The sequence below is a fragment of the Pseudomonas sp. H1_D05 genome (assembly GCF_054682705.1).
The window spans coordinates 3,445,014-3,462,536 of record NZ_CP162825.1 but is presented as its reverse complement, the minus strand read 5'-3'; the positions used below and the strand labels follow the sequence as shown (position 1 = coordinate 3,462,536).

At 58.8% G+C, this 17,523-nt stretch carries 16 protein-coding genes and 1 tRNA gene; 4 read left to right on the top strand and 13 right to left on the bottom strand.

All coding sequences use genetic code 11. From position 1 onward, the window contains the following. Positions 1–133: 133 nt before the first annotated feature. On the top strand, positions 134–1,069 hold the full coding sequence (locus tag AB4O11_RS15600) for a LysR family transcriptional regulator (RefSeq protein WP_093438259.1): 936 nt from the start codon (positions 134–136) through the stop codon (positions 1,067–1,069). Between the two features lie 3 nt (positions 1,070–1,072). Here the strand turns inward: AB4O11_RS15600 and AB4O11_RS15595 are convergent, their stop codons facing one another. The 6 genes from AB4O11_RS15595 to AB4O11_RS15570 form a co-directional block, all read right to left on the bottom strand. Further along, on the bottom strand, positions 1,073–1,438 hold the full coding sequence (locus AB4O11_RS15595; RefSeq protein ID WP_093438263.1) for a 5-carboxymethyl-2-hydroxymuconate Delta-isomerase: 366 nt from the start codon (positions 1,436–1,438) through the stop codon (positions 1,073–1,075). Between the two features lie 187 nt (positions 1,439–1,625). Continuing rightward, complete coding sequence (locus tag AB4O11_RS15590; RefSeq protein WP_093438267.1) at positions 1,626–2,546, bottom strand: LysR substrate-binding domain-containing protein; 921 nt, start codon at positions 2,544–2,546, stop codon at positions 1,626–1,628. Positions 2,547–2,619: 73 nt separating this feature from the next. Continuing rightward, positions 2,620–4,716, bottom strand: a complete 2,097-nt coding sequence (locus tag AB4O11_RS15585) for a DUF6311 domain-containing protein (RefSeq protein ID WP_460127406.1) — start codon at positions 4,714–4,716, stop codon at positions 2,620–2,622. After that, a complete protein-coding gene (locus tag AB4O11_RS15580) occupies positions 4,713–5,099 on the bottom strand; it encodes a GtrA family protein (RefSeq protein ID WP_093438275.1) in 387 nt (128 codons plus the stop codon). The genes AB4O11_RS15585 and AB4O11_RS15580 overlap by 4 nt, the downstream gene beginning before the upstream one ends. Next, complete coding sequence (locus AB4O11_RS15575) at positions 5,096–5,806, bottom strand: class I SAM-dependent methyltransferase (RefSeq protein ID WP_093438280.1); 711 nt, start codon at positions 5,804–5,806, stop codon at positions 5,096–5,098. The genes AB4O11_RS15580 and AB4O11_RS15575 overlap by 4 nt, the downstream gene beginning before the upstream one ends. A 3-nt stretch (positions 5,807–5,809) precedes the next feature. After that, positions 5,810–6,775: a glycosyltransferase family 2 protein gene (locus AB4O11_RS15570; RefSeq protein WP_460090125.1), complete on the bottom strand. Its 966-nt coding sequence runs from the start codon at positions 6,773–6,775 to the stop codon at positions 5,810–5,812. 276 nt (positions 6,776–7,051) lie between these two features. Between AB4O11_RS15570 and AB4O11_RS15565 the strand changes: the two genes are divergently transcribed. Beyond that, positions 7,052–7,243, top strand: coding sequence for a YegP family protein (locus tag AB4O11_RS15565; RefSeq protein WP_093438287.1), 192 nt, complete (start codon positions 7,052–7,054; stop codon positions 7,241–7,243). A 117-nt stretch (positions 7,244–7,360) separates the two neighbouring features. Here AB4O11_RS15565 and AB4O11_RS15560 read toward each other — a convergent pair whose 3' ends face one another. The 6 genes from AB4O11_RS15560 to dapA all read right to left on the bottom strand — a co-directional run bounded on the left by AB4O11_RS15560 (position 7,361) and on the right by dapA (position 14,933). Then, positions 7,361–10,861 (bottom strand): glycosyltransferase, encoded by a 3,501-nt coding sequence (locus AB4O11_RS15560; RefSeq protein ID WP_460127404.1) that lies wholly within the window; start codon positions 10,859–10,861, stop codon positions 7,361–7,363. A gap of 377 nt (positions 10,862–11,238) precedes the next feature. Next, a tRNA-Ser gene (locus tag AB4O11_RS15555) sits at positions 11,239–11,328 on the bottom strand. An 83-nt stretch (positions 11,329–11,411) separates the two neighbouring features. After that, on the bottom strand, positions 11,412–12,125 hold the full coding sequence (purC, locus tag AB4O11_RS15550; protein WP_093438296.1) for a phosphoribosylaminoimidazolesuccinocarboxamide synthase: 714 nt from the start codon (positions 12,123–12,125) through the stop codon (positions 11,412–11,414). Positions 12,126–12,153: 28 nt separating this feature from the next. After that, positions 12,154–12,915 carry an MBL fold metallo-hydrolase gene (locus tag AB4O11_RS15545; RefSeq protein WP_099758257.1) on the bottom strand — a complete coding sequence of 254 codons (762 nt, stop codon included), beginning with the start codon at positions 12,913–12,915 and terminating at the stop codon, positions 12,154–12,156. Positions 12,916–12,921: 6 nt separating this feature from the next. Then, complete coding sequence (gene bamC, locus AB4O11_RS15540) at positions 12,922–14,037, bottom strand: outer membrane protein assembly factor BamC (protein ID WP_093438304.1); 1,116 nt, start codon at positions 14,035–14,037, stop codon at positions 12,922–12,924. A gap of 17 nt (positions 14,038–14,054) precedes the next feature. Then, on the bottom strand, positions 14,055–14,933 hold the full coding sequence (dapA, locus tag AB4O11_RS15535) for a 4-hydroxy-tetrahydrodipicolinate synthase (protein WP_093438308.1): 879 nt from the start codon (positions 14,931–14,933) through the stop codon (positions 14,055–14,057). A 330-nt stretch (positions 14,934–15,263) separates the two neighbouring features. Here dapA and AB4O11_RS15530 point away from each other — a divergent pair, with 330 nt between their 5' ends. Continuing rightward, positions 15,264–15,824, top strand: coding sequence for a glycine cleavage system transcriptional repressor (locus tag AB4O11_RS15530; protein ID WP_034153153.1), 561 nt, complete (start codon positions 15,264–15,266; stop codon positions 15,822–15,824). A gap of 10 nt (positions 15,825–15,834) precedes the next feature. Next, complete coding sequence (locus AB4O11_RS15525; protein WP_093438315.1) at positions 15,835–16,308, top strand: peroxiredoxin; 474 nt, start codon at positions 15,835–15,837, stop codon at positions 16,306–16,308. 138 nt (positions 16,309–16,446) lie between these two features. Here AB4O11_RS15525 and AB4O11_RS15520 read toward each other — a convergent pair whose 3' ends face one another. Then, entirely contained in the window at positions 16,447–17,517 is a 1,071-nt protein-coding gene (locus AB4O11_RS15520; protein WP_093438320.1) for an AI-2E family transporter, read from the bottom strand. Positions 17,518–17,523 lie beyond the last annotated feature (6 nt).

Here is a 17,523-nt window from a genome sequence, read left to right as displayed (position 1 = left end):
TTACTAAAACTTTCTGTCCCACAACTGACTGTGAAACGTCCTACAGGGCTTTGTCCTGGCACCATCGTTCCGTTAGGATCATTCGCACACGTTTGCGCGGATTCAGCGCAAGGAGCACAGCGAGACGGAACGGATGCTGAACAGTAACTTGCTTAGAAAGCTCGACATGCAGGATCTCATGGTGTTCGTCGCTGTTTATGAGCAGAGCAGCGTCACCGATGTGTCAGAAACCCTGTTCGTCAGCCAGTCCACGGTCAGCTACTGTTTGAAAAAACTGCGCACCAGTTTCGAAGACGAACTGTTTATCAACACCCGCACCGGCATGCGTCCGACCTACAAGGCCAGCACCATGTACGGGCATGTGCAGAAGATCCTCGAAAGCATCAACCTGTGCCACGCCGGTGCCCCCACGTTCGACCCGACCCGACAAGCCGTCACCTTCAACATCTGCGCCCCGGAATACTTCGAGCAACTGATTCTGCCGCGCCTGCTGAAGCGTTTCGATTTCGATGATTTGCCGGTGATGGTCAACATGCACAAGTTCGAGACCGATGTCCCGGCGGATGAGCTGCGCGACGGCAGCCTCGATCTGGTGATCAGCTTCGGCCCCAACTTCCACCGTCATCACGCTGACCTGAAATCACAAATGCTGCTGGAGGACGATCTGGTCTGCGTCTTCGACAAACGCGCCACGCCACTGGAGCCACGCCTGAGCCTGCAGGCTTTTACCGAACGCCGGCACGTGTTCCCGACGCCATGGACGTCGACCACCAACATGGTCGATGGCTGGCTGGCGCGGCAGGCGCAGAAGCGTCAGATCGTCGCGCGCTCGAACAGCTACAGCGCGGCATTGAAAATGATCACGGGGACCGACTTCATCCTCACCCTGCCGCGCCGTATCCAGCGTTTACTGACCAACGAGGCGGTGTTCAATCACTGCGAGGCGCCAAATGGCTTGCCGGGCTTTACCCTCGACATGCAATGGAGCCAGAGCGTTGATCAGGACAGCGCCAATCTGTGGTTGCGCGAGCAGGTGGTCAAGGTGTGCAGCGAACTCGAAGCGGCCTGAGTCCTACACGCCAATCGCGGTTTTGCTGTAGGACTCGCGATCCATGTCGACCAGTTCGACACACAGCTGCACCTCGACACCGGCCGGCCATTCGCACAGGTCCTGCAAGACTGCCAACAGGCTCTCTGACAACTGCTTCTTGATCTGCGGCGAACGCCCGCTGAGCAGCGCCAGCTTCACATAGACGAAGGCGCGCTCGGCCATGGCGGTTCCGACCTTGAAGGTCTCGACTTTCACCGCACGACTTTTGATATCGAACTCCGCCGCGAACTGACCAGAGCCCACCAGGGTGTTGTTGAGCCGCATCAACGCGACATCGGCGTTCAACTGCGGCAGGTTGGCGGTGTATTCCATGTGCAGGTGTGGCATTGCAGGTCCCCAGTCAGTTGGCAGAAAGGTCGTACATATAGCACAGCTCTGCCCTACCTTCCCGGGGACTTTCACATATCAATGTGGGAGCGAGCTTGCTCGCGAATGCGATCGTTCAGCGACACTTAAGGTGCCTGATACACCGCTTTCGCGAGCAAGCTCGCTCCCACAAAGTGTGTGTTATGGCTCAGGATGGCGTCAGTGGCCGCTCGCTCATGAACTGCTCCAGCCTGGAGCGCAACCAGCGCTCCGCCGGATCGCTGTCGACGTGGCTGAGCCAGACCATCGACAAATCCAGCGTCGGTGTTTTAAACGGAAACGGCTCCTTAAACAGCAATCCGGAAGTGGCCATGGCTGCCGCCGCGTAATCCGGCAGACTGGCAATCAAGTCAGTGCCCGCCAGCAGCGCCGGCAACGCGCTGTATTGCGGCACCGACAGCACCACTTGGCGAGTACGACCGAGTTCGGCCAGCCACTCATCAGCAAAACCACTGACGTTGGCCGTGTGCGAAACCAGTACATGGGGGCGCGCGCAATATTCATCCAGCGTCAGCGGTGTATCACTGGCGTCGGCGCGCAGGATGCTCGGCTGAATGTGCCGCAGCAGTTTGCGCTTGGCATTGGCCGGCAAGCCTCGGGTCTGGCTGATGCCGACCGTGATGTCGCCCGCCGCGAGCAGATCGGGGATGCGCCAGTAATCGACGTGTTGCACCACAAACACCACGTTCGGCGCTTCCTGGCGCAGCGCACGCAACAGCGGCGGCAACAGGCCGAATTCGACGTCATCGGACAGACCGATGCGAAACGTCATGGTGCTCACGGCCGGATCGAAATCGCGGGTCAGGCTCAGCGCCACCGACAGCGAATCCAGCGCAGGTTTGAGATGGCGGAAAATATCTTCGGCGCGGGCGGTCGGTTCCATGCGGTGGCCGACGCGGATGAACAGCGGATCATTGAGCATGGTGCGCAAGCGATTGAGCGCCGAGCTGATGGTCGGCTGGCCGAGAAACAGCTTCTCGGCCGCCCGGGTCACGTTGCGTTCGAGCATCAAGGTCTCGAACACCACCATCAGGTTGATGTCAGCCTTGCGTAGTTCATTGCGGTTCATCCATTGCCCCCTGCCCCCCGGAATACCGGCAGTGTAGAAAGGCCGGGGCCCCGGCGTCCATCACCACGCTGCGTCAGTTCACCGTCAGGCGTTTCAAGCCCAGCGCCATGACCCGTGAATCGTCATTGATGCCCAGTTGTTCAGGGCTGATGGCGTCGGGCAATTGCAGCTCGATCGTCAGGCGATCATTGTCTGCCAGATGCTGACGGATCGCAGGACTGATAGGGATCTCCAGATGATTATCCTGATGTTGCACCAGCCGCGTGCTCAGTACCTGCTCGCCATTCAAACTGACAATCACTCGCTGTGCCGGGTGTTGCGGCAAAACGAATGCCATGACCTCCAGCGCAATCGAACGCGCCTCGGGTGACACCCGCAAGTCGACCTGCGCCTGCTGCCCCGCCGACCATGTACCCCAGTTTTCCGGGGTCGACCAACCGCTGGTCAACTGCCGGGCGGAGTAGTTGAAGATCAGCGCCTGACCGGGACGCATCAGTGCCAGCGATGACATTCGGCGTCCTTCATCAGGCACGCTCAGGCACTGCGAACAACGCTTCCAGCCCGGCGCCAGCACCACCAGGCCATCCACTCGGGTCAGCAGATCCGTTTCACTGTTGACGTATCTGGCGGCATCGGCCAGCACGAAGTCGTCAAGGATGTACAACGAGTCGGCATCGTATTGCCCTGATTCGAGCATGTGCTGCGTTTTCTGCCGAGCCTGATCCAGCGCTGTTGAACTCATGCGTCCCAGATAGACCGCGTCGGTTTTCAGACCATGGGTCGCAGCGAAATCGGCAATCACTTGCCAGCGTTCGGACTGATTCTGTGGCATCAGACTGCGCACGTTCGGGTAATGCGCCGCCGCACTCACCCAGAATGGATCACGCATCGGCGTTGGCCATTCTGCGGCGGGCGTCATCATTTTGCTGTTGCGCAAGCCCATCCAGCCGTTGCGCGTGTCGACAATCTGTATCGTCAATGCCAGTGCCAACAACGCGACGACGATACGTGGCCGGTAACCGCGTACCAGCAGGAACATCACCATCAGGATGAGCGCGTACAACACGGGCCAGAACATCCGCCCCGACGCGCGAAAAATATTGGCCAGTTTGAGGGCGATTTTCGGCAGCGGATAGCTGAACGTGTGCGCGCCGACACCGATCTGGTTCGATAGCGCAAACAACGATAAACCGATCAACGCCAGCAACAGCCAAGGGCGAACGCGAAGCTCATCCTTCAGCGGCTGGCGATTTCTCAGCAAGGCAATCAGCGCCAACGGCACCAGCAACAGCACACCCAGCCCCGGATAATTAAAGCCTTCGTAATCGCCGCTGGCTTTTGGCAGATCCGGCAAGATGAACGACCAGCCCGCTGGGTCGAGTGGCGACAACAGGTTCATCCGGTACAACCCGAAACCGCCGGATTGCCCGCCGTCGGCAATGGCGAAGTAACCGGCCTGCCAGCAACACACACTCACCACGGCAAACAGCGAAACGCCTTCAAGCAGCCCCTGACGCCGAGTCAGTTGTTGGCTGAAAGTTTTGCCGAGCAGATCTGCTACCCAGATCAGCGCCACCATCGCCAGCAGGTACGCATGCACCATCGCCGTCACCGCGAGTAACGCGCCCCAGGCCAGGCGTCGTCGAGACAGGTTCGGCAACAACGCGAGGTACAGCGCCGCCAGAATCAGAAAATGCCCGGACAGGGAAAGGTGTCCGCCCATGCGTAGAAACATCGGCGGTGAAACCACCAGCAAACCGGTACCCAGCAAACGAATCAGCGGATTGCCGGTCATCAGCCCCAGCAGTTTCCAGGCGAACCAGGCTTGCAGCACGAAACACGCCAGCAGCCACAGACCGAAATACTGGAAGGTCGCCGGCAACCACGCATTGAACGGTTTGAACAGCAACGCCAGCAGCGGATTGGAGTCGGAAAAGATGATTGAACTGCCCAGCTCCAGACCATAGGAAGGGTTGAGTCCGAGCGGAAAGGTCCAGGGTGAATGGCGAAAATATTCCCAGCCCAGATAATGCGTCGCCGGATCGCCCTGCTCCAGCCAGGCAATGTTTTGCGGATCCAGCGCTTGCGGCCCGATCACACAGAAAAATGCCAGAACGCCGAGCAGTAAAGGCAACACGCCCAGCGCAGGATGGTTTGGTGAAGCCTTCATCGATAAGTCCAGAAATTGTGCAAGACAAAGGTGAACGCTGGAATCGTCAGTGCCACCGCAACGATGCCCAGCAGATAGTGCAGCCCGGCCATCTGCGCCACCCAGGCGACCAGCATCGCCAATAGAAACCCGCACGCCGACACCAGCAGAAAACGCAGTAACGTTCTGCCATGCAAACGTGCCGAGAAACTCCAGGTGGTATTGATCACGTAGGACATCACCGTCGCCACGATGAACGCCACGCCGTTGGCCAGCGGCGGTTGCGCAGTAATGAAGTTGATGAACAGCACCGCCACCAGCGCATGCAGAGCCGTGACAAACAAACCGGTCACAGCAAAGCGCAAACCGCGCTGGAGCAGCGCTGACTTTTCGGTTGAGGTCACGGTTTTTGCGCCAACACGAAAACACTCAAACCGGCCAGACGGTTGATGCCCATCAACGGCAGTTCAAGACTGCATAGCGTCTTGAGAACACCGTTCACTAGCGGATGATGACGCTTGAGTTGCGAACGCGGCGGCTGGGCTTGCGCGCCTTGCGGCAGCAAGCGCAACGCCGCCGCAATCGGAAACACCGCGCCGAAATAATAGGCACCGCGCTGCACCGTCAAACCGGCATCACGCGCCAGGGTTTCGAACTGCGCCAGGGTGTAACGGCGCTTGTGCTCAAGAAAGTCATCGTGGCCACTCCACAAGAACTGGAATGCCGGTACCGTCATCAGAAACCGGCTGCCCGATGGCACTTTGTCGACGTACATCTTGAGCAGACCGAGGTCATCATCGACATGCTCCAGCACGTCCATCAGCAACACCAGATCGGCCTCGATGGTTTCGATCCCGCGACGGTAGTGCACCGGTTTGCCGGCGGTGGTCGCGCTGGAGTCGGCGGGGTAGCTGATATCCACGCACCATGCTTCGCGTGCATCGGTGTGCGTCAGCAAATGGTGGGAGAAAAATCCCGAGCCGGCACCGACATCGAGGATTCGGCTGATGGGTGCATTTCCCAGCAAACGCCGGGTGGCGGCGGCTTTGGAGCAGTAATACCAGTGCTCGTTGATGGCGTCGCCGAGGATGTCGGTTTCCTTGAGATCCATGTGTCAGTCCTTGGGGTCATAGACGCGACGCACCAGAAAAACCGGCCGGCGTTTGGATTCGATATACGTGCGGCCCAGGTACTCACCGAGCACACCGATGCCGATCAATTGCAGTCCACCGAGAAAGGTCACGGCCACCATCAGCGAGGCATAACCGGGCATGTCGATACCGTGAATCAGCGTGCGTAGGACAATGAATATGGCGAAGGCAAATGACACCAGCGACACCAGTGCGCCGACATACGTCCAGATCCGCAACGGTTCAGTGCTGAAACTGGTGATGCCTTCCAGCGCGAAGTTCCACAGGCGCCAGCCATTGAACTTGCTCTGCCCCGCCACGCGCTCCGGGCGCTCGTAATCGACGTGAGTGGTGCGAAAGCCGACCCAGGCGAACAGGCCTTTCATGAAGCGCCGGGACTCCGGCAGGGTCAGCAAGGCATCCACCACGCAGCGATCCATCAGACGAAAATCGCCGACATTCTCGGGCAAAGGCTGTTCAGCGATCTTGTTGTGCAGGCGGTAGAACCAGTGCGCTGATGTCTGCTTGGCCCAGGTGTCGCTGCGCCGGCTGATGCGGTGACCGAGCACCACTTCAAAACCTTCTCGCCAACGCTCGATCATCTGCACAATGACCTCGGGCGGGTCCTGCAGATCAGCGTCGATCGGCACCACGATTTGCCCGGTCGCGATCTGCAAACCGGCGGACAACGCTGCTTCTTTGCCGAAGTTGCGACTCAAATCGACGATACGCAGACGCGCATCGTCCCGCTGATGTTCGAGCAGGCGCTCAAGCGTGGCATCGGTACTGCCGTCGTTGACGAATACCAGTTCAAGGTCGATCAACGCCTGCGTCTGAAAGACTTCATTGATGCGCCGTAGAAACGTGTCGAGGCCGTCCTCTTCGTTAAAAACGGGGACCACCAGCGATAACGTCACCCGCCCGGCCTGTTGCGTTCCGTGCTCAGTCAAAGGAGTGCTCTTCTTATAGTGTTTGTCGGTCGCCGAACGATATTCGACGCCATGAGCCGTCCCGTATTAAGCAGCAGCGTCGACGGTGTTGCAAGGATCAGACGGCGTCATTTTGGCCAATCCACAGGCCTATTGCTGCGCTCTAGCCCACGTCCTTCAGAAACATCCGCGAACGATTGGAAACAAATGTCCGATAGCCAAAAAAACCGTCTGCGCTAGGCTTGCGACCATGCGCCACAGCGGCTGTCGCACAATGAATCGCATGGAGCGAACTGAATGTATTTCGAGATTTACAGGCAATCCAGAGGCACCCCGAGCACCGGCAAAGGACAATGGCGCTGGAGACTGAGAGCGGGTAACCACGAGACCATCGCCAGTGGCGAGTCGTATGTGAACAAGGCGGATTGCATGCATGTGATCGGGCTGATCAAGGCTGTGCGGGGGGAGACGCCGGTCAAGGAGATCTAGCCGCTCTGCACGATCCTGCAGATATGAAAAAGCCCCACAGCTTTAAGGCTGTGAGGCTTTTTTTCGGGCTTGTATCGAAAGACATTGAAGAAGCAGCGCGCAACGCTGGCCTCTTGTTCAGTCCGCCAGCCAGGCGTTTCGCCATGCCAACAGATGTTCGTCCTTGAGCATCCACTGATTGAGTACAACGCTGCGCAGGGCGTCTCCAGCCTTGGCGCTGGCATCGGGCTCAGCCAGATGTTCGCGAATAGCGGCAATCCAGTCTTGCGAACGGTTCCTGACCCTCGTCACCGGGAAATCACCCCGATAACAAGGGATGTCCGAACAGATCACGGGGAAACCACAGGCGCCATATTCCAACAAGCGCAAATTGCTTTTGCAGGCGTTGAAAAAGTTGTCTTTCAGAGGTGCCAAAGCCAGGTCGAGGTTCAGCTCAGCCAGTCTTTGCGGGTATTTTTCGATACTCACCCCCCTATGGAACTCATGGACATAGGGACGCAGTGCGGGTGGGCACATCCCCATGAATACCCATTCAACTTCTCCTTCCAGCGCACGAACCACTTCGGCAAGGACTTGCAGGTCGGCGCTGTGACTCGAGCCGCCGGCCCAGCCAACCCGAGGCTTGCGGCCTTGTTGGCGCTGGCTGGTCAGGTCGCTCCACCAATGGCTCGGCAGACGGTTTTCCATCACCCGGATGTCGGCATTGAAGCCCTTCAGCGCATTGGCCAGCGGCTCGGTAGACACCACCAACCGATCGCACAGCCCTACGGCTTTCTTCAAGCGTTTGGTGATGTCTTTGGGCAGCAATTCGTGGTTCAAGTTGCCAGCGGGCACGTCAAGAATATAGTCATCCAGCTCGTAAATCTTGAACGCCCTGGAGAATGCCTTGGTGTCCTGCATGTACTCCAGATGAGGCGTTGTGTGCTGTCCCTGGAAAATGATCGTGTCCGGCGCAATGCGCTCCAGTTCTGTCGGTTGCAGTCCCTCGTCGCTTACCGTTCCGCCGATCAGTTGCGCAGCTTTCAGGGCAGCGAAAGGCTGACGCACGCGGTAGTGTCCGCTGCCGAAAGAGTCGAGAGGATGGCACAGCACATGAGGCAACTCACGACTGGCAAACGGGTGCCAATCAGTGTCGGTACGGTATTTGGAGGAAAAGCCACTGCCCTCCAGGGTCAGGTTGCGGTTGTAGGCCGGATCGTTGGCGATTTGCGCAAGCCAACGCTGGTACATCACCGACTGTTCGCCCTTGAACCGTTTGCGCTTGGCTTCTTCCTTGGTCGTGTCGACGTTGTTCTGGCTCACACTGGCTTCGTGAACGAGCAGCGCATAGGGCGTCCAGACAATCAGCCGTCCAGCCTGGCCGACTTTCAGGCACAGATCCACATCGTTAAAGGAAACGGCCAGGCCGACCTCGTCCATCCCCCCCACTTGCTGGTACAGCTCGGTGCTGATCATCAGGCAGGCGGCGGTGACCGCGCTGTAGTTCTGATCAAGATGCAAGCGGTGAAGGTAGCCGTTGGACTGCATTGAATCGCCGATAAACGGGTGGTCTGCAACACCACGCAACCCGAGTACCACACCTGCATGCTGAACAGTCCCGTCGAGGAATAACAGTTTGGCGCCCACTATCCCCACTTCCGGCCGCTGGGCGTGATGGAGCAGTGCACCAAGCCAGTCGCCATCAATGATCGCCGTGTCATTGTTGAGCAGCACCAGGTAATCGCCGCGGGCATGACTGGCCGCAAAATTATTGATCGCCGAATAGTTGAACGGGTGCGGATAACGCAGGATGCGCACCTTGGGATTGTTCAACAGCTCCATACCGTTGAACCAGTCCCGGGCCTCGGCTGTTTCGCTGTTGTTGTCGACGATGATCAGTTCGTAATTCGTGTAGCTGGTTTTCTCCATGATGCTTTCGATGCAGCGCAGCAGCATCGGCAGGCAGTCCTTGGTGGGAATGAGGATCGACACCAGCGGCTGTTCCGCATGTTGGTAGACCACACGATTCGCCATTGGCAAAGGTCCGGCCAGCAGCTCATGCGCCACGCCCAGACGCTGCAAGTGCGCCCCGACGATGGCTGCCGAGTTCGCGATGACTTGCGGTTCACCGAGCCACTGAGGGAAATTGATGGCCTGATGCACCAGCACATCCGCGAGGTGCCCGACAGTGCCCAGACCGTGAGTTTCAATCAGCCGAAAAAGCAAATCATGGGGCGCCAGTTCGCTGAAGGCTGGATCAAAGCCGTCGGCAGACAGCGCGGCCTCGCGACTGAAAGCCAGTGCGCGGCCGACATAGGGATAACTGCGCAACATATCCAGATTCAAATCCGGCTTGAATACCGGACTCTGGCAGCCTTCAGCGGTCAGTGAGTCTTCATCGCTGTAGCATGCGCTGACACCGGGATTGAGCGCGATGCCTTCGGCGAGCAAAAGCAGCGCGTGGGGATCCAGTTCGTCTCCGCCACGCAACAGGTACCACCAGTCAACGTCGATCTCCTGCAACAGTTCATTGAGCTGGCTCGGCCACGATTCGGCCAACGGCAGCCAGACCAGATTATCGGCCGGCGTCACGCCTACAGGTTCGGCATTGGAGAGCACCACGATGGCCGCCGCCCGATAAAGCTGGCGGTCAATGCTTTCCAGGCTCGAACGCAACAGTCCGATATCACCCGTAGTGTCGGTCAACACCAACAACACATCCGGTTGCCGCGGCCAGCTCGCCAGTCGCGCGGGCAAACCTTCGACCTCGACGGCGGCCAGTTGCCGACTCGCCAGCCAGCGCTGATAAAGGTCGATATTGCGCTGCTGCCGGCCAACATTCGCCAGAACGCCGAAAAAACGCTCTAACGTGTGTGCCAGGGTGCCGTCGAGCTGGCCACTTTCAACTTCGAAATCGCTGCCCGTCAGTTGAATCCGCTCCAAAGGCGCAAACACTTCAATGCGCGCAAAGAACATGGTGCCGGCAAAATAATCCGCTTCGTTGATGCCCTGCGGCTCAATACCGCCACGCTCGGCCAGGGTGACAAGCAACGCGCGGTTGCTTTCGCTGAGGAATCGGGTGACTGGCACCAGGTATCGCTGAGGACCCAGCATCGGCACATGCACCGGGTCGGCCAGGTGTTCCAGCGCTCGACTGAATCGTACCGGGTCCAGCAGATCATCGAATAGTTCAACGCCCCAATCGATCGCCCCGCCCAAGTGCAGCGAACGCTTGGTGTGCAGCTTGACCAGCGTGCGGATATTGTCGGCACGCAAGAACGGCAGCACCCGCAGAAACGGCAAAACATCCCTGCCGTGATTCGGCACCCGGTATAGCGAAAAACTCAATGTGCTGGCCGTCAGCTGAGCACATATCTCATCTTCACGACCGGCTACGCAGGTTACGTAGAGGTGCAGGCGTTCAGTCTGTTTAATCAAACGACGCAGAATATCTTTCAGCACTTCGGGGTAATACGCATGGATAACCACGCCGACTGGCGGCTCGCCATCCTCGAACGCTGGCGGCTGCGCAACCAGCACTTCGCAGTCTTCGACGTGGGGTGCGGCGCTGCTGCCTGACCTGACGGACTGACGTTCAGAAACGCGGTGAGCACCTTGGGCTGATGGTGGAATTTTCATATTCAAACCAATTCAAATAGGGAGCGTGGCTGGAACTCGCTGGATGCGCCTTTCACGGCCGAGGTGAGCAAGTATCCACTTTAGTGAGAGCGCTGGCCTCATGACTGGACAGAGGATAAACGACGACAGGTGTGATTTGGCGGCCGATCGCTGGCCAATAATGACAGCCCCTACTCTGCGAGCGCGGCTTTAAATGGGTCGGTGAGTCCTGTGAGCGTTGTGTCCCTAATGTCGGCAGAGGCTGTGTTTACTTAAATTGCCTCTCTGCCGAGGACCTCACCATGCACGACGCGCTTCAGCGCTATCGCCACTAATACTGGATTCGCAGAAACGAAAAAGCCCCGTAGATTTTCATCTACGGGGCTTTTTCTATGTAATGGCGGAGAGATAGGGATTCGAACCCTAGGTACCGGTGAAGGTACAACGGATTTCGAATCCGTCCCATTCGGCCACTCTGGCATCTCTCCAACGGCGCGCATCATAACAACACTTTTACCGAAAGCAAACCCTCTTTCGAAATTTTCTTCGTGCTATCAGATGCTTGCGTCGATTAAAGCGGTACACCCAGACGATTGGCGACTTCTTCGTAGGCTTCGATAACGTCACCGAGGCCCTGACGGAAGCGGTCTTTGTCCATCTTCTTCTTGGTGTCCTTGTCCCACAGACGGCAGCCGTCCGGGCTGAACTCGTCACCGAGGACGATGGAGCCGTCGCTGAACACGCCGAATTCAAGCTTGAAGTCGACCAGCAGCAGGCCGGCGTCATCGAACAGCTTGGTCAGGACTTCGTTGACCTTGAGCGACAGTTCTTTCATGCGCGCCAGTTGCTCGGCGGTGCCCCAACCGAAGGCCACGACGTGGGATTCGTTGATGAACGGGTCGCCCTTGGCGTCGTCCTTCAGGAACAGCTCGAAGGTGTACGGGTTGAGCTTCAGGCCTTCTTCGACGCCCAGACGCTTGACCAGGCTGCCAGCGGCGTAGTTACGCACGACGCACTCGACCGGGATCATGTCCAGCTTCTTGACCAGCACTTCGTTGTCGGCCAGCAGTTTGTCGAATTGGGTCGGTACGCCGGCCGCTTCGAGTTTCTGCATGATGAAGGCGTTGAACTTGTTGTTGACCATGCCTTTGCGGTCGAGCTGCTCGATGCGCTTGCCGTCGAACGCCGAGGTGTCGTTGCGAAACAGCAGGATCAAGCGGTCAGCGTCGTCGGTCTTGTAAACCGATTTGGCTTTGCCGCGGTAGAGTTCTTCACGTTTTTCCATGATGGGCTCCGCTTGCTAAGTAGGTGGGCTAGGCGATGTGGCGCCAGTCGAGCCCTGAATCTTGATCGGCCAGTTGCAGCCAGTCCGGGTCGCACCCGAGGGTGTCGACAAAACATTGCCGGGCCAGCTGCGGCAGGTTGTTCTTGCTGCTCAGATGGGCCAGGACCAGGTGTTGCAAGCCCTGCCAGCCCAACTCGGACACCAGGAATGCCGCCTGATGGTTGTTCAAATGTCCCAGCTCGCCGCCCACCCGCTGCTTGAGAAAGTACGGGTAATGACCACGGGCCAGCATGTCGCGACAATGGTTGGACTCGATCATCAATGCATCGAGGTCCCGATAACCATCCAGCACCCGCTCGCAGTAGGAACCCAGGTCGGTCAGCAGGCCGAAGCGCCGCTGCTGGTGATCACTGAAAACGTACTGGGTCGGTTCCTGCGCATCATGGGCCACGGCAATGACCCCGATGCTCAGTGCACCGATCTGCAGTTGCTCGCCGCCGGCCAGAAAGCCTGCGGGTTCAATCGGTTTGCGCATCCCGCGCAGTGTGCCGCGACTGAGGTAGACCGGTAGATTGTAGCGCCGAGACAGTAAACCCACGCCATGCACGTGGTCGGCATGTTCGTGGGTTACGAGTATCGCGCTCAGTTGCGCCGGGTTCACACCCAGGCGCAACAGGCGTTTTTCGGTTTCCCGCAGGGAAAAACCACAATCCACCAGCACATACGTATCAGCACTGGCGATCAGCGTGCCGTTCCCTTGGCTACCGCTGCCGAGAACGGCAAAACGCATGGTTGATCAGCCCAGGTTGTCCTGAATCACGCTCAACACTTTGCGTGCCACTTCAGCCGGCGCGACGGTGTTGATGTTTTTCTCGACGGTCACCTGAATGTTCTCGCCAACCTTGCTCAGGCGAACCTGATAACGCTCGGCACGGGCTTCAACTTCTTCCTTGCTCGGCGCACTGCCAAACAGGCTGCTGAAGAAACCAGGCTTGTCGTCTTTCTTCTCGGCTTTTTCGGCCAGGTTGATGTAGTACAGGCCCAGGCTACGGTTGATGTCTTCAACGCGCCATTCGCCTTGTTCCAGTGCACGGCCAACGCTCGACCAGGCACGATCCAGATCGTTACCGACGTTCAACACCGGGTTGCCGCTGCCGTCTTCGCTGAGGCTGACACGGCTTGGCGTATCGAAATCACGCGAGGCCAGCATCGACACCGAACCGCCCTTCTCGGAGATCCGGCTCATGCTCGCGAGCATGTCGTCGACCAGCGCTGCGTCCAGGCCAGTGTTGACCGAACGGTTGGTGAAGGCCACGTCGGCCGTGCTGCCGGCAGGACGCTCGGCGCTGACCACGTAGATTTCACTGGTGTTGCGCTGCACGCCCGGCTCGATCCGCACACGCACACGGGTTTCGCTGTCGCTGGCGATGCCGGCTGCACTCAGGCGCTTGGCCATGGCCGCGGACAGTTCGTCGGAATGCTGCCAGGTGGTGGTGAACTCGCCGGTCTGCGGGCGCTGTTCATCCAGACGGAAACCGTTGTCCTGGAAGAATTGCACCGCCACTGGCCAGACTTCGGCCGGTGGGTGCTGGGCCACGACCCAGCGAGAGTCACCGCTCTTCTGCAGCGAGTAATCGCTGGCATCGGCAACGGCCGACAGCGGCTGAGGACGCGGCACAATGTATTCGCCCTTCTCGGTGTCATCAGCAACGTTACGCGGGATCGGCAACAGCGGATCCAGACGCTTGGAAGTGCTGACTTCCGGTGGAAGTTGCATTGGTGCAGTCTGTTGCGCTTGCAGGTAATCGCTACCACGGTCGCGGAAATAACCTTCCGGCCCCCAGACCCATCCGCAGCCGCTGGTGCTGGAGATAATCAAGGCAAGTGCGGAAAGTCCGGCCATTCGCTTCATGCGTTGTACTTCCTCAATTAAACCAGGACGCTGCACTGGCGCAGGGCCGAGCGGAGCGTTTCGTGACAAGGTGTGCTCAGCCAGGTCAGTGGCAAGCGGATGCCTTCGTGCATCAGGCCCATTTCCACCAAAGCCCACTTCACCGGAATCGGGTTGGCTTCGATGAACAGGTCTTTGTGCAGTGGCATCAGTTTTTCGTTGATCGCCCGTGCGGTGTCGGCGTCGCCTTTGAGCGCAGCCTCGCACAGATCGGCCATTTCGCGCGGCGCGACGTTCGCCGTCACCGAGATGTTGCCTTTGCCGCCCAGCAGGATCAGCTCAACGGCGGTCGGATCATCGCCGGACAGCACGATGAAATCCTTGCTCACACCATCGATGATTGCTTTGGCACGCTTCAGGTCGCCGGTGGCTTCCTTGATACCGATGATGTTCGGCACGGTGGACAGGCGGATCACGGTCTCTGCTTGCATGTCGCAAGACGTGCGGCCAGGAACGTTGTAGAGAATCTGCGGAATGTCGACCGCTTCAGCGATGTGCTTGAAGTGCTGGTACAGACCTTCCTGAGTCGGCTTGTTGTAGTACGGAACCACCAGCAGGCAGGCGTCGGCACCGGCTTCCTTGGCGTTGCGGGTCAGCTCGACAGCTTCGCGGGTCGAGTTGGCGCCAGTGCCGGCGATGACCGGAATGCGCCCGGCAACCTGTTTGACTACGGCTTTGATGACGGCGATGTGTTCTTCTACATCAAGGGTTGCCGACTCGCCGGTAGTACCGACCGCGACAATGGCATGGGTGCCGTTCTTGAGATGGAAGTCCACGAGTTTGCTGAGGCTGTCCCAGTCAAGACGCCCTTGTGCATCCATGGGAGTGACCAGTGCCACCATACTGCCCGCAATCATGAAACCGCTCCTGCCGGAAAAAGAGAGCGGTAATGGTACTGGCGCCAAGATGCTTGCACAAGCGAAGTACTGCGCTGCCGCCATTCCCCTTGGCGCCGCTTTTCGCTACCCTTCAGACTTTGATCGGTACTGATCAGCTTGTACGCCGGGTTCCAGCCTCCTTTTACGGCCTCCCAGACCCCGTTCCTGCGTCGCATCGACGCGCTCCCGCTATAGTGGAGCGAGCCGCGAGCGCTTGCCGGGCCTCTTTGTACGGACAGCCAGAACAGGCACTCCCCGGTGGCCAACGCCCGTAAACCTACCGACCGCTCATCGCTTTAGGAATGCTGCATGTCCACCCCCACAGTTCGCGAACAATTCCTTGTCATCAGTGCCCTCGGCGCCAACCCCATGGAGCTGACTAACGTCCTGTGCCGCGCCAGCCATGAAAATCGCTGCGCCGTGGTTACTTCACGCCTGACTCGCCACGGCGAGTGCAGCGCTTTGGTCCTCGAGGTCTCCGGCAGTTGGGATGCCCTCGCCCGCCTGGAAGGCAGCTTGCCGGGCCTGGCCAAGAAACACGCTTTCACCGCCAACGTGGTGCGCAGCGCGCCGCTGGAAAATCGTCCGCAGGCCCTGCCGTACGTGGCGTATGTCAGCTCGGCGTATCGCCCGGACATCATCAATGAGCTGTGCCAGTTCTTCATGGATCACAACGTCGAACTGGAAAACCTGACCTGCGACACGTATCAGGCGCCGCAGACCGGCGGCACCATGCTCAACGCCACATTTACCGTGACCCTGCCCGCCGGCACCCAGATCAGCTGGCTGCGCGACCAGTTCCTCGACTTCTCCGACGCGATGAACCTGGACGCACTGATCGAGCCTTGGCGCCCACAGAACCCAATGTAAGGAAACTTTCATGGCCGTTGTCATCGACCAACCGGTTGCCGATTTCGCAGCACCTGCCACCAGCGGGCAGACTGTCAGCCTGTCTGCCCTCAAGGGCAAGCAAGTGGTGATCTATTTCTATCCGAAGGACAGCACCCCGGGTTGCACCACAGAAGGCCAGGGCTTTCGTGATCAATACGCCGCATTCAAGGCCGCCAATACCGAGATTTTCGGTATCTCCCGCGACAGCCTGAAGTCCCACGAGAACTTCAAGTGCAAGCAGGAGTTTCCGTTCGAGCTGATCAGCGACAAGGACGAAGCCGTCTGCCAATTGTTCGACGTGATCAAGCTGAAGAAGCTGTACGGCAAGGAATACCTGGGCGTAGATCGCAGCACGTTTCTGATTGATAAGGACGGTGTGCTGCGTCAGGAATGGCGTGGCGTGAAAGTGCCGGGGCATGTGGATGCTGTTTTGGCCGCTGCGCAGGACTTGAATAAAGCCTGATGGCTTTGCGTCGCCCTCATTGACGCCTTCGCGAGCAAGCTCGCTCCCACATTGGACTTGTGAACGCCACAGATCCAGTGTGGGAGCGAGCTTGATCGCGAATGGGCCCTGACTTCACCGAATAATCGGGATCAACCACTAGAGCAGTGGCGCCACCACCGGTTCCTTGCGCGGCCACGCATCCAGCACTGCCTTGAACAGGGTCGCCAGCGGGATCGCAAAGAACACGCCCCAAAATCCCCACAACCCGCCAAACAACAGCACCGCACAGATGATTGCCACCGGGTGCAAATTGACCGCCTCCGAGAACAACAGCGGCACCAGCACATTGCCATCCAGTGTCTGAATGATCCCGTAGACCGCCATCAGATAAATGAACTGATCGCTCCAGCCCCACTGGAACAGCGCAATCAGCAGCACCGGCACGGTCACCACCACCGCGCCCACATACGGCACCACCACCGACACACCGACCAGCAACGCCAGCAGCGCCGCATAGTTGAGTCCGAGAGCGACAAACGCGATGTAGGTCACGCCGCCGCAAATCACGATTTCGATGACCTTGCCGCGAATATAGTTGGCGATCTGCCGGTTCATCTCCTGCGCAACCCGAGTGATCAGCGCGCGCTCACGCGGCAAGTAGCCACGCACCCACTCGCCGATCATGACCCGGTCCTTGAGGAAGAAGAACACCAGAATCGGCACCAGCACCAGGTAGATCATGATGTTCACCAGCAGCGGCAGACTCGACAGCGAGAACGTCAGCGCCCACTGGCCGAACTTGCCGATCTCGCCACGCGCCGCCTCGATCGCCTGCAACACTTGCTCATCGGACACCAGGTGCGGATAGCGTTCCGGCAGCAGCAACAGCAGCGACTGCCATTTGGCGAGCATGCCCGGCAACTCATTGAACAGGGTGATCAACTGATGCCAGAGCAACGGCAACACCACAAGGATAAACAGCATCAGCACGCCCATGAACAGCGCAAACACCAATCCTACCGCCACACCACCCGGCACGCGCAGACGCTCGATCGTGACCACCAGGCCCTGCATGAGATACGCCAGCACCATCCCCGCCAACACCGGCGCGAGCATGCCGCCGAGGGTGAGCACGGCCGTGAAGGCGAGAACCAGCAGCACCGCCAGCACCACCGCTTCCTCATCGGAGAAATAGCGCTGAATCCAGTCGCGTAACACTTTGAACATCAATAA

What these genes read in the sequence shown, in the direction of transcription:
- AB4O11_RS15565 (WP_093438287.1), top strand. Translation starts at nt 7,052, where the DNA reads ATGTATTTCGAGATTTACAGGCAATCCAGAGGCACCCCGAGCACCGGC.
- AB4O11_RS15575 (WP_093438280.1), bottom strand. Translation starts at nt 5,806, where the DNA reads ATGGATCTCAAGGAAACCGACATCCTCGGCGACGCCATCAACGAGCAC.
- AB4O11_RS15520 (WP_093438320.1), bottom strand. Translation starts at nt 17,517, where the DNA reads ATGTTCAAAGTGTTACGCGACTGGATTCAGCGCTATTTCTCCGATGAG.
- AB4O11_RS15585 (WP_460127406.1), bottom strand. Translation starts at nt 4,716, where the DNA reads ATGAAGGCTTCACCAAACCATCCTGCGCTGGGCGTGTTGCCTTTACTG.
- purC (WP_093438296.1), bottom strand. Translation starts at nt 12,125, where the DNA reads ATGGAAAAACGTGAAGAACTCTACCGCGGCAAAGCCAAATCGGTTTAC.
- AB4O11_RS15560 (WP_460127404.1), bottom strand. Translation starts at nt 10,861, where the DNA reads ATGAAAATTCCACCATCAGCCCAAGGTGCTCACCGCGTTTCTGAACGT.
- AB4O11_RS15530 (WP_034153153.1), top strand. Translation starts at nt 15,264, where the DNA reads ATGTCCACCCCCACAGTTCGCGAACAATTCCTTGTCATCAGTGCCCTC.
- AB4O11_RS15595 (WP_093438263.1), bottom strand. Translation starts at nt 1,438, where the DNA reads ATGCCACACCTGCACATGGAATACACCGCCAACCTGCCGCAGTTGAAC.
- AB4O11_RS15600 (WP_093438259.1), top strand. Translation starts at nt 134, where the DNA reads ATGCTGAACAGTAACTTGCTTAGAAAGCTCGACATGCAGGATCTCATG.
- AB4O11_RS15545 (WP_099758257.1), bottom strand. Translation starts at nt 12,915, where the DNA reads ATGCGTTTTGCCGTTCTCGGCAGCGGTAGCCAAGGGAACGGCACGCTG.
- AB4O11_RS15590 (WP_093438267.1), bottom strand. Translation starts at nt 2,546, where the DNA reads ATGAACCGCAATGAACTACGCAAGGCTGACATCAACCTGATGGTGGTG.
- bamC (WP_093438304.1), bottom strand. Translation starts at nt 14,037, where the DNA reads ATGAAGCGAATGGCCGGACTTTCCGCACTTGCCTTGATTATCTCCAGC.
- dapA (WP_093438308.1), bottom strand. Translation starts at nt 14,933, where the DNA reads ATGATTGCGGGCAGTATGGTGGCACTGGTCACTCCCATGGATGCACAA.
- AB4O11_RS15525 (WP_093438315.1), top strand. Translation starts at nt 15,835, where the DNA reads ATGGCCGTTGTCATCGACCAACCGGTTGCCGATTTCGCAGCACCTGCC.